The sequence below is a fragment of the Blastopirellula sp. SH421 genome, from assembly GCF_057808535.1.
On the sequence record NZ_CM173712.1, the window covers coordinates 4,974,791 to 4,986,699 of the forward strand.

The 11,909-nt window shown below is 54.8% G+C and carries 10 protein-coding genes; 4 read left to right on the forward strand and 6 right to left on the reverse strand.

Translation table 11 applies throughout. From position 1 onward, the window contains the following. Positions 1 to 11: 11 nt before the first annotated feature. Positions 12 to 1,022 carry an SDR family oxidoreductase gene (locus SH421x_RS20135; RefSeq protein WP_488851811.1) on the forward strand — a complete coding sequence of 337 codons (1,011 nt, stop codon included), beginning with the start codon at positions 12 to 14 and terminating at the stop codon, positions 1,020 to 1,022. Between the two features lie 99 nt (positions 1,023 to 1,121). Further along, positions 1,122 to 3,041, forward strand: coding sequence for a hypothetical protein (locus tag SH421x_RS20140; protein WP_488851812.1), 1,920 nt, complete (start codon positions 1,122 to 1,124; stop codon positions 3,039 to 3,041). Here SH421x_RS20140 and SH421x_RS20145 read toward each other — a convergent pair. The 5 genes from SH421x_RS20145 to leuS all read right to left on the reverse strand — a co-directional run bounded on the left by SH421x_RS20145 (position 3,038) and on the right by leuS (position 9,498). Continuing rightward, the gene (locus tag SH421x_RS20145) at positions 3,038 to 4,000 is read right to left on the reverse strand and encodes a glycosyl hydrolase family 18 protein (RefSeq protein ID WP_488851813.1); all 963 of its coding nucleotides are present in this window, start codon (positions 3,998 to 4,000) and stop codon (positions 3,038 to 3,040) included. The two genes, SH421x_RS20140 and SH421x_RS20145, sit on opposite strands and share 4 nt — an antisense overlap. A 77-nt stretch (positions 4,001 to 4,077) precedes the next feature. Next, on the reverse strand, positions 4,078 to 4,485 hold the full coding sequence (locus SH421x_RS20150; RefSeq protein WP_488851814.1) for a hypothetical protein: 408 nt from the start codon (positions 4,483 to 4,485) through the stop codon (positions 4,078 to 4,080). A gap of 116 nt (positions 4,486 to 4,601) precedes the next feature. Continuing rightward, the gene (locus tag SH421x_RS20155; RefSeq protein WP_488851815.1) at positions 4,602 to 5,894 is read right to left on the reverse strand and encodes a glucose-1-phosphate adenylyltransferase; all 1,293 of its coding nucleotides are present in this window, start codon (positions 5,892 to 5,894) and stop codon (positions 4,602 to 4,604) included. Between the two features lie 131 nt (positions 5,895 to 6,025). Further along, on the reverse strand, positions 6,026 to 6,583 hold the full coding sequence (locus SH421x_RS20160; RefSeq protein WP_488851816.1) for an inorganic diphosphatase: 558 nt from the start codon (positions 6,581 to 6,583) through the stop codon (positions 6,026 to 6,028). 77 nt (positions 6,584 to 6,660) lie between these two features. Further along, a complete protein-coding gene (gene leuS, locus SH421x_RS20165; RefSeq protein WP_488851817.1) occupies positions 6,661 to 9,498 on the reverse strand; it encodes a leucine--tRNA ligase in 2,838 nt (945 codons plus the stop codon). 334 nt (positions 9,499 to 9,832) lie between these two features. Here leuS and map point away from each other — a divergent pair, with 334 nt between their 5' ends. Together map and SH421x_RS20175 are read left to right on the forward strand one after the other, a co-directional pair. Further along, positions 9,833 to 10,630, forward strand: coding sequence for a type I methionyl aminopeptidase (map, locus tag SH421x_RS20170; RefSeq protein ID WP_488851818.1), 798 nt, complete (start codon positions 9,833 to 9,835; stop codon positions 10,628 to 10,630). A 154-nt stretch (positions 10,631 to 10,784) separates the two neighbouring features. After that, positions 10,785 to 11,429 (forward strand): hypothetical protein, encoded by a 645-nt coding sequence (locus SH421x_RS20175; protein WP_488851819.1) that lies wholly within the window; start codon positions 10,785 to 10,787, stop codon positions 11,427 to 11,429. Between the two features lie 9 nt (positions 11,430 to 11,438). Here the strand turns inward: SH421x_RS20175 and SH421x_RS20180 are convergent, their stop codons facing one another. Then, the gene (locus tag SH421x_RS20180; RefSeq protein WP_488851820.1) at positions 11,439 to 11,726 is read right to left on the reverse strand and encodes a hypothetical protein; all 288 of its coding nucleotides are present in this window, start codon (positions 11,724 to 11,726) and stop codon (positions 11,439 to 11,441) included. Positions 11,727 to 11,909 lie beyond the last annotated feature (183 nt).

The following is an 11,909-nucleotide window of genomic DNA, read 5'->3' on the forward strand; positions in this document are numbered from 1 at the left end:
GCGTAAGTCTAATGTCAGCCGTAACCAATCGGCGACAAACCCCTTTGCCGCTGCTGATTACCGGCGTCGCAGGCGTGCCCGGCTTTAATGCGCTCCCCTACTTCACCAACAAGTATCCAGGCCAAATCGTCGGCGTTCGCCAAGTCAACAATTGGCGCATGCTGGGCGATAATATCGTTGCTTGCGATGTTGAGGATATTGACGGTCTCAAACGCCTGTTTGACAAGCATCAGTTTCGGGCGGTCCTCAACTGTGGAGGCTGCTGTGCGCTGAAATCTTGCGAGCTTGACCCATCGATGGCCTGGCGCATCAATTTTGAAAGCGTTCGTAACCTGTTGACGGTATTGGAAGGAAGTGACACGCGGCTGCTGCAACTTTCGATTGACTTGGTCTATTCCGACAAGCTCGGAGGCGGATACCAAGAGCACGAACCGACCGATCCGGTCACGATCTACGGCAAAACGATGGCGGCAGCCGAAAACCTGATTCAGCTCGAACGCCCTGAGTCGGCGATCTTACGGATCTCGCTACCGATGGGAGTCAGCTTTAACGGGCACGCCGGGGCAATCGATTGGATCCAGTCGCGTTTCATGAAAGACAAGCCGGCGACTCTCTACTACGACGAAATTCGAACCCCCACCTACACCGATTGCTTGAACCGAGTCATCGATGACATGCTGGGACGTACGTCAGCCGGAATTTTTCATGCAGGCGGACCACGTCGTTTGAGTCTTTATCAGATCGCTCAGATCGTAAATCGGATCGGCGACTATAACCCTCACAACCTCATGGGCTGCATGCGACTGGACGCGGGGCCAATTCCGCCGCGAGCCGGCGATGTCACGATGAACTCGACCAAACTGACCGACGAACTTGGCTATGATCCGTTCGATCCGTGGCCGCTGGACGATTGCTGGATGCCGACTCACGACGAATGGCATCACGAACGTCCCGCCGGTGAAGAGCGCGGCCCCCATCGGATTCAGGAAATTCTGTACCGCAACCCGCGATTGTTTGACTAAGCCGAATCGCCAACTCTCGATTATCCAAACAACATTGCCCAAACAGCGGGATTGTGATAGCAACTAGCCTGAACTCTTTTGTCCGGTTCAGGTTTTCTCATGTCCAAGTCGATCCCCGCTAGAATCTCTCAGCGCTTGGCCGCTTGCGGCTGGATCGAGCCGGTTGCGCTGCAAGCCGCCGAAGAGCAACTGCACGGGACGCCTGCCGCGCTGCGTGAACTGGACATCGTCTGGATCGACAAGCTCCAAAGACTGGCGTTGCTGACACCAACGCAAGCAGAATTCTTTTACGCAGGCCGCGAATCGCAACTTACTTGCGGCCCCTATCTGATTTCGCGCAAGCGAATCACGGTCGACGGGATCGCCTGGTACGAGGCCACCAGCGAAAGCCAATCAGGCTATCTGCTAGCAGTGGGAGATCAACCGCTGTGCGACCGCACGCTGTCACCGCTTGCCGGCTATCGTGGTCAAATTGTCGCCACCGGACAAAACGGTAAGTTTAACTGGGGCGCGGCGATTCTTCCCCCAGGCAAAACCTTGGCCGAGTTGCTGACTCGCTACGGACGAATGCCGTCGATGGTGGTGATTGCGCTGCTGCGGCAGATCGCTCACCAACTGCTGCTGCTTGAAACGGCAGGACGGCGACATGGGCGCGTCTCTCCCGAAACCCTCTTCCTGAGCGACGACGGAATCAGCAGCGCACCGCTCCCCGGCATTCGCTGGCCATCGGCATGTCCGCTACGCAAGACAAGCGATGCCCAACAACTGGCGCAATTGATGAGGCAACTGCTATGCGGAATCGCCCACGGTTCACCGCCGCGCGTACCGTTTGATTCATTGACTGCTGATCCGCTTCTGTGCGAACTGCACGCGCGTCAGAACCAGCCTGAAGTACGTTTGGCCGATTGGTTCGCGTTGCTAGGCCCCGCCGATGCTGCCGATGTGCAAGTCTTGCAAAACTATTTTAGCGATCCGCCCCTGGTGTTGCCCAACTTACCTGCGCACCTGCGACAGCAAGCAAAGAGACTACGCAGACGGACCGTAGTCGCCGTTGCTAGCGTCGTAGCGTTGATCGCTTCGGGGACAATATTTTGGCCAACCTCTGCGATGAATTCGCCGGAGCGAGAAATCCGCTCCCCTGCTCTGCTTCCACTGCTGGCGGCCAAACCGCTAACCACGTTGGAGCCAAGCGATCCTACTCCTGAGATTCACTTGGCCTCAATCGAGATCCCGACAGCTGCAACACGGCGCATTGTCTTGCCGAATAGTTTGACGGCAAGCGAGTTTCCGCAGGCGATTGCGGATCACTCGACGATTTGCGCGGCGGACAATGCCCGTACTGCCATCGAGATTGGCGCTGAACCGCTCCGCTTGTCGGCCCAGAAGTTGACGCTGGAGAGGATCGATTTTTTCGCCCATGGTTCTTCAGCTGCCGGTAGAACGGTGTTATTAGAAGTCGACGCCGCTTCGATCTCGCTGCGTGATTGCACGTTTCGCTGGCTAGGATCTGCTAACTCCGAAACAGTTGCGGTGCGTTGGAAACCTGCCGAAAGCATGTCCAACGGAGTCCAATCTCTGCCTGAACTGTCGATGGTGAATTGCCGCTTCAATCATCTGCTGATCGGAGTTGAAGTATCTGCCGCAGGTGAAGCCGCGGTTCGGCTGGACGAGTGTCACTATGCAGGTGTCGGCGGGTTGGTCCGTAGTCATGCAGCAACCGCACCGCTACGATTTCACTTGCATGGCTCGCAGTTGACGACCGCCGGCGGAATGCTGTGGCATCATTTTCAAGCCGATCCTGAGCTCCCTTTCTCGGCTACTGTCCAGCTCCGACAATCGCAGATTTCACCCGGCGATAATAGCGCCGCGGTGGCGATTATCGGCGGAAAAGCCAGTCCCTACGCGCCAGAGGTTCGTTTTGACCTAAGCGAGACGACGATTGCAGAAGGAGCGACGCTTGCGACGTTCTTTGATGGAGAGCAATTTCATCCGCTGCCCAAGGCTGCTTTCGCGCGTTAGTCGCGACTGTTGCGAATCGTTTCGTCGATCGCTTTCAGCAGCGACTTGTCTCCCTTGGCGTCATTGTCCAACGACCAGATCATTACGCCTCCTAGAGCCTCATCGATCACGTATTGCGTTTTGGCTTGGATCGTGGGGATGCCGTTGTACCAAATTGTTTCACCAACCTGATCCACCTTCTCGGCGCCGGGATGTTTGGCGACGACGTGATCGTATGGCTCGCCCTGATGGCTGAAGTCTTTCCCGAAACCGCGTCCGTAAAACGGTACTCCGAGTACTAACTTTGCGGCAGGCACGCGTCGCTCGGTTCGCCAATATTCGATTTGTCGTTTGGCGTCAGCGAGCGAAGAATGCTGTCCTGGTGAGTCAGGCGCCCAGGGACCTGCGTTGTCGTAGGCCATGACGTTGATGAAGTCGAAATTTCGCCAGCAATCGTCAGGCACACTTTTACCGCCGTAACCTTGTGACAGAGCGGCGGTCAGCAACTTGCCGCGCGGCTTCAACTGAGCGGCAAGTTCGGTGATGAACTTTCCATAATCGGCATTGATTGCAGGGCCTTCAAGATCGACGTCGATGCCGTCGAATTCATGTTGCTCGACATATTCGACCAACAAGCGGCAAAAGTCGGCCCGCTGCTCCTCGGCGATTAACTCAAAATAGCGAGCTTTTAACGGCTCGTTGCCTGAGGCCGCGCCTCCGCCGATCGAGACCAAGACTTTGACGCCATGCTTGTGCGCTGCTGCGATAATCAGATCGTTCTCGCGACGATACGACATTTCGCCGATTGCGTTCTTGGGATTTTCAAACGCAATATTGATATGCGTCAGCCGATCGTAGTCGATCTCTTGCGAAAACGATTTCAGATCGACCCAGGTCGGCACATAGGCGACAACCAGAGGCTGAGCCGCAGAAAACTGCACAAATGTGCAGAAGACAATCAGAGAGAGGCTTGTTTTCATGGGGTGAGCTTGGAAAATGGACCCGCGCGACCCTATTAGCTTAGCGGATCAGCGTGCCAATTGCGAAGCGTAACAACTTAATTGAAGGTCTCATTTTCAGGATCAAACAAAACAGCGCCCGGCAGTTTCTCAAGTGACTCGAGCAGCAGCACAAAATCGTTGAAATGGTCCATCTCGGGATCGTCACTCGCCATGACGATGATTCGTTGCGAGCAGTTGCCGATACGCTCCTGGTCGTCGCGATAGATTGCATATTGCAGGGCGATTTCCGCTGACTCCTGCAGCACCAGTTCGCCGCTCTCATAGGCGACTGCAATCCCCCAATCCTCCCACTGCAATTCAAGGAAACGAGAGCCATCCGAGCGCGAAGAGATCAGCATGCCGACCTCAGGCTCTGATTGACAATCCACGCATAAGTGCTGTTCTATTCGTTCGAGACTCCACGGCTCCTCTGCGGTGAGCAAGATCATTTGGCCATACGACATGCTAAATACTCCAGCAAGCGAATCTAGAAGCAAAGCGAGAATTGACACTTTTCAACAAAAAAACACCCTCTGCAGAAGAGGGTGTTTCTCATCGTTGTTTCAGAACGTTGACTGCGTTAGGTCAGCTTCCAGCCGTCCGGAATGTGTGCACCCTTTTCGACGCACGGAATTCCTTCGACGACGGTAACGCCGACGTCGTATTCTTTATCTTCGATCCCCAGATCATTGACGATCCGGACATTCTTGCCGATGTTGCAATTCTTATCGATGATCGCACCTTGGATGATCGATCCGCAACCAATTCCTAGCGGTGGGCGTTCGCAACTTCGATGGTCGTCCAACTCGACTTCGGTCTCGAAGTAATCCGCCCCCATCAAGACCGAGTCTTTGATGGTGACGTTTTCGCCGATCAGGCTACGCAGTCCAATCACGCTATTGTCAATCACGCAGCCAGCGCCGATTCGGCAACCATCTGCGATCTGACTACGCTTGATCGTCGCCTCTGACATCAATGTCGGCGGCAAAAAACGAGCACGCGAATAGATCGGTTCATCTTCATCCGAAAAGCTGAACGGCGGATTAGGATTCGCCAGCGAAAGGTTCGCTTCGTAAAAAGCGCGAATCGTACCGATATCTTCCCAGTAGTCGTCAAACGCATGCAATTGGACATGACGCGAGCGAATCGCCGCCGGGAAGATTTCGCGGCCGAAATCTTCGTAGTCGGTCTTTTCCAACACGTCAACCAACGTGTCGCGATTGAACAGGTAAATGCCCATGCTCGCTAGACAGTCGCGACCTTGGCTCTTCACTCCGAGCGCTTCCAATTTCTCTGGCGTCATACGGACGAGATCCAGATCTTCCTCGGTCTGCGGTTTTTCGACAAAGCCGACGACGCGGCCTGAATCATCCAACCGCATGATGCCAAGCGAACCGGCGTCTTGGCGAGTCACCGGGATGCCGGCAATCGTGACGTCAGCACCGCTTTTGATATGCGTCTCTAGCATCTTTCGGTAATCCATCCGATAGAGCTGATCGCCGGCGAGAATCAAGACATATTCCGTGCCAAATTGCTTGATGTACTTCAGGTTCTTGCGGACAGCGTCCGCAGTGCCTTGGTACCAGTCGGTCGATTCATCGCCAGTTTGCTGTGCGGCCAACAGTTCAACAAACCCCCCGCGAAAATTGTCAAAGCGATAGGTTTGGCGGATATGACGATGCAGACTGACCGAGAGAAACTGCGTCAGTACATAAATGCGATTCAGATCGCTATTGATGCAGTTGGAGAGGGGAATATCGATTAGGCGATATTTACCAGCCAACGGCACAGCCGGCTTCGATCGATACTTGGTCAACGGATAAAGACGCGTGCCGCGACCGCCGCCGAGTACCAGTGAGATGACATTACGCATAATTACGACCGAGATTCCTCAAAGAAGTTGTTCTGTGTGCGTCCCTTTTGCACCCCAGCATATCAGTCTCGTCGCCGCTCTGGCAAGCGTTGCATCGAGCGGCGCGGGAGAAGTTCTGCCGAGCAAGGCGATTACTCGGGAGCTTTTTGGATAAAGCCACGGCGACGCTGCTCGCTATAACGCTGCAACGCCTCTTCGATCACCGGAATCGCCATCTCGGTTGGTTGCATTTCGTCGACTTCAACCGTTTTGCCTTCCAATTGTTTGTAATCCTGGAAGAAACGGCGCAGCATATTGCGGCGATGGCTCGGCAGATCGACCGCTTCGCGATAGGACGAATACTCGGGATCGTTGACCGCGACCGCGATGATCTTATGGTCCAATTTCCCGCTGTCGATCATCGTCATCAATCCCACCACGCGGGCTTCGATCAACGTCAATGGATAGACCGGCTCTTGGCAAAGCACGAGCACGTCCAACGGATCGTCGTCATCGGCCAGCGTTTGCGGAATAAATCCATAGTTGGCCGGGTAATGCACGGCCGAATAAAGGATGCGATCCATCCGTAGCAAACCGGTTTGCTTATCTAGCTCATACTTGAGACTGCAACCGGTAGGGATTTCAATGACCGCGCAAAATTCGGTCGGCATCCGATGGCCGGGGCTGACGTCGTGCCAAGAGTGCGTCATCGTTCGTCCTGATTGTCCATGAAAGAATAGAAAGTGGGCGGGCCTGGAGAATCACCGATAGCGGCGATCAAGTTCACTTATTTGACGACAAAATTGACCAAGCGGCCAGGGACCACAATCACTTTTACGACCTGTTTTCCTTCGATCAGCGATTGGATTCGTTCATCGGCCAAAGCCGCTTTTTCTAAGTCGGCCTTAGAAATATCGGCCGCTACGACAATTTTGCTCCTAATCTTGCCCAAGATCTGCACGGGAATTTCAATTTCGTCATCCTTCGTAAACTTTTCATCAAATTTCGGCCAAGGATGATAGGCCAGCGTCTTGGTCTCGCCCAAAATGGCCCACAGCTCTTCCGCAATATGCGGTGCGTAGGCCGACAGCATCAGCACTAGCGACTTCATTGCAGACTTCGGACGGATCGCTTCTTTGGTGAAGAAATTGGTAAATTCCATCATCCGCGCGATCGGCGTGTTGAACTCTAACCGCGACAGATCACGCGTTACCGCTTCAATCGTGCGATGGATCATTTTGTTTTGCTCGACCGTCGGTTCAATTTCTTGGACCGCATCCAATAGCGACGTCGTCTCGGCATAATCGTCAACGATCAACCGCCAGACGCGATCCAAAAAGTTGCGCACTCCGCTGACGCCGGTCATACTCCACGGCTTGGTTGCCTCAATCGGGCCCATGAACATTTCATACAGCCGCAGACTGTCGGCGCCATAGTCTTCGACCACAATGTCGGGATTCACGACGTTGCCGCGACTCTTCGACATCTTCATTGCGCGAGCGTCAATCTTGATGTTGGCGTCGGCCTTCAAGACAAACGAGTCCCCCTGCTTTTCGACGGCGTCGGCTTCCAGCTTGACCAGATTGACCGGCTCGCTCGTCTTTGCGTCGACGCGCTCTCCTTCGGCGTTGGACTTGGTCTTGTTGTGCGAAACCCAACGGCCAGCGGCGGTTTGATACCCGGTATATTCCAACTCGCCCAGAATCATCCCCTGGTTGACCAGCTTCTGGAACGGCTCAGCCGTGCTAACCACTCCGCGATCAAACAGCACTTTGTGCCAAAACCGCGCGTACAGCAGATGCAGCACGGCATGCTCGGCGCCACCGATGTACAAGTCGACCGGCATCCAGGCTTTTTCTTTTTCGCGATCAATCAAAACCTGATCATTCTTGGGATCAATAAAGCGCAAGTAATACCAACATGAGCCGGCCCATTGCGGCATCGTGTTGGTTTCGCGTTTGTACTTCACCCCATCGATGACCGGATAAAGCCAATCGTGCGACGCTTTTTCCAACGGCGGCTCAGGGCGGCCCAGCGGCTTGAAGTCTTCCAGATGCGGCAAGCTAACCGGCAGTTGGTCGATCGGAACCGGCAAGACCTTACCGTTCGGCTCGCCGTTTTCGTCCAATTCTTTGAGAATCGGGAACGGCTCTCCCCAAAAGCGTTGCCGACTAAACAACCAATCGCGCAGTTTGTAATTGACGGCAGTTCGCCCCCATCCGGCGGCTGTCAAATCATCGGCGATCTTGCCTTTAAATTCAGAAGTTGGCGTGCCGTCATATTTGCCAGAGTTGATCGCAACACCATCCGCGGTCGAGCAAACTTTGCCCGCCAAAACATCGGCCCGCTCAACGTCTTGCGATTCACCAGGATCGACGACGGCGATCACCGGGATATCAAACGTTTGCGCGAATTCAAAGTCACGCTCATCATGCGCCGGCACGGCCATAATCGCACCGGTGCCATAGCTGATCAGCACATAGTCGGCAATCCAGATCGGGGTCTGCTCGTCATTGACCGGATTGATCGCGTACGAACCGCTGAAGACGCCGGTCTTTTCCTTGGCCAGTTCAGTCCGCTCCAGATCGCTCTTGCTGGCCGCTTTGTTGCAATAGGCTTTGACGGCCGCGGCTTGCTCACTGGTCGTCAGCGCGTCGACCAAGGGATGCTCTGGCGCGATCACCATATAAGTTGCGCCAAACAGCGTATCGGGACGCGTGGTGTAGACACGCAGCACATCACTGCCGGGCTTGCGCGGAAAACCACCGATGGCCCGCGACTTTTTCCAGTCGGCCAGCTTGTCAGCCGCGCCGATATAAAAGTCAACTTCGGCGCCGGTGCTACGGCCGATCCAATTGCGCTGGCGAGCCTTGATCCCTTCGGACCAATCCAGGCCTTCGAGGTCACTTTCCAACCGATCTGCATAGTCCGTGATCCGCATCATCCACTGCTTCAGCGGGATTCGCTGCACCGGATGTCCGCCTCGTTCGCTTTTACCGTCGATCACTTCTTCGTTGGCCAACACGGTTCCCAACTCAGGACACCAATTGACGGGCGCTTCATTCAGGTAGGCCAAACGATGGTCGTCTTGATACTCACGGATCGCTTCGGCGCCGGCGGCGGCGACATCAGCCGGAATCGGCAACTCGGCGATGGGACGCCCTTTCTGCTGCTCACGGTCGTACCAAGTATCGTAGACCTGCAAAAAGATCCACTGCGTCCAACGGACATACTCGATGTCTGTCGTCGCAATTTGACGGTCCCAGTCATAGCTGAAGCCCAGCATTTTCAGCTGCCGGGTGAAATTGGCGATATTTTTTTCGGTCTGTACTCGCGGGGGGGTTCCCGTTTTGATGGCGTGCTCTTCAGCCGGCAAACCAAACGAGTCAAACCCCATCGGATGCAGCACGCTTTTGCCCAGCATTCGCGAGTAGCGGCAGACAATATCAGTCGCCGTGTACCCCTCGGGATGGCCGACGTGCAGTCCTTCTCCACTGGGATACGGGAACATGTCCAGCACGTACATTTTCTCGCCGGTCGGCATTTCTGGAGTCGCAAACGTGCGATTTTCTTCCCAAAATTGCTGCCATTTGGGTTCGATTTCGGCGGGATTGTAGCGCGGCATCTGTCTGTCGTGGTTTTTGGATAGCGTCAGTAAGCGGTATTGGTCGTAAGCCGTTATCTTTGTTCGGCTTTCGCCAACCGCCAAGAAAGCCGTGATTCTAATTCTTTGCCCGATTTGCCGCAATCGACGGCCCCAGATCGGCAAAATCGGCAGGGACCGAAAAATGAACCCAATCTTCTTGCGGATTCAAGATTTACGCGCTGATTTATTGGCGGAAGCGTAGGCCTGCGGCCGGGTCGTTGTTAAACTTCTTCATATCTCATGAATCGCGTCGCTGGGCCTGTGCGGCGTTTGATTTTGCCCCCCAACCGTAAAACTTGGAAGGCTGTCCTTCATGCTCGATGGTCGTAGGAACTTGAGACTGGTCGATACCGATCGCGACGCGATGCGGATTGCTGGCAAATTTAACGCCCAATTGATGGATTTCATCCGTCCCCACGTACAAGCCGGCATCACAACCGGCGAAATCGATCGCCTGATCCACGAATACACCCTGGATCATGGACACGTGCCTGCGTGTTTGGGTTACCACGGATTTCCCAAAAGTTCATGCACCAGCGTCAATGAAGTGATCTGCCATGGGATACCCGGCAGCTATGTGCTGCAGGATGGGGATATCATCAATGTCGATGTAACGTCAATCGTCGATGGCTGGCACGGCGATCAGTCCGAAACCATTTTGATCGGCAACGTATCGGACGAAGCTCGCAGCGTTACGCAATGTGCCTTTGACGCGATGCATGCCGCGATTGACGCGATCACCCCAGAGTGCTGTGTCGCGATCATCGGCCGCGCCGTCGTCGCTGAAGCAAAAAAGTACGGCTACGGCGTCGTCGAAGAATATGTCGGACACGCGTTGGGCCGCCGCTTCCATCAAGAACCGTCAATCCCGCACGTCCCGACTCGCGCCACGCACAACGTCTTCCTGATGCCAGGCGTTTGCTTCACGATCGAGCCGATGATCAACCTCGGCACGCACGAGACAGTCCTCGATCGCCGCGATGGCTGGACGGTTCGCACCAAAGACAACAAGCTGAGCGCCCAGTTTGAGCACACCATCTTGATGAGCGAAACGGGACCTGAGATCCTCACGCTGACCAACGACGGCCCCCAAAGGGGACATCAGTTTTAAACGTTGCTCTGCAAGCATTGCTTACAAAAAAAGACGGGCCGCCGGCGAATTGCTGGCGGCTTTTTTTGTTGATTCACTTCGCCCCCATTGCTTGCCGATGAACTAAGACACGAGACACAACGTCATTCTCATTCAGCTAGCACGGAGAACAAGGATGTTCTGCTGCGAGTGCGGGTCGAAAGCCCAAGGCAAGTTTTGTTCTCACTGTGGTCATCCTCTGCTAGCGATTCATTCGCCGCCGCAGACCGACGACTGGCAGCACGATGTCCGTTATGAGGCGATCGTTAACGTCGCCGAAGTGCGTGATGTGATCGCCAGCCATGCGAAGCAGGCAAAAAAAGGAATGTCGGCCGAGACCTTTCTGGCGATCTGCGACAAAGTAATCGACTCGCCGATCTCCTATGCAGGTCTGGCCGAAGTCGTGCAGCCGATGTGGGCCAAAGTTGGCGTGAGAACCGGCAAAGAACGGGCCGAAGAAATCGCCGCGCCGATTGGTCGCGCGATTGCTAGAGTTGTCTGCAGCCTGGCGAAGAATGGCCAACCGATTCAAGAGGTCCAACAAGGTGACGGCGGCTGTCTGCTGACGGCCGAGTTCCCCTCGTCCATGCTGGCGATGAAGGGCGTATTAAAGATCACGGTTGTCCGCCTGGAACAGGGCTCCTTCGTCGGCGCCGAGACCGAAATTGGTGGCCAGATTTTCGATTGGGGCAAGAGCACCAACGCACTGGCGCAACTGTTTGCCGATTTGCACTGTGAGATGGGGCTTCCGGCGAGCGAGCAAAAGCGAATCGCGGCGTAGTTGTTAGGCTTACTCACGAGGTCTGGAATTTCGACCATTTAAGGCAACCGCGATGATCGCAAGCAGAGCGAGAGGCATGGCCAGCATGGCGACAAAAAAATAGATCGGCGCCTCAACCAAAATTGGGTCCGAACTAATGATCCGGACACCCTGTCGAATATCCATCCATCCGACATTGACGATCACATCAGTACCCTGGATCGTGAACAAGCCGGAAAAGAAGCCAACTGCCACCCCCGCAACTATTGCGACCACGATCAAGCTAATAACTAGCACGCAAATAGTAGCTGAACGCATTTGCCTAGCTCCTTCGCCATGAGCTTCGGCTTAGCAACCCGATGGCAAGGATCGCAAGCAGCACAAGCGGCCCCCCTAGAATCGCCACGAAAACATAAATCGAAGTCGTCATAGAGAAGTCGTAGAAGTAAGTGTCGTGAAGTCCGAAAGGCCCCTCGATTTGGATCAATAACTCCGTTTCCT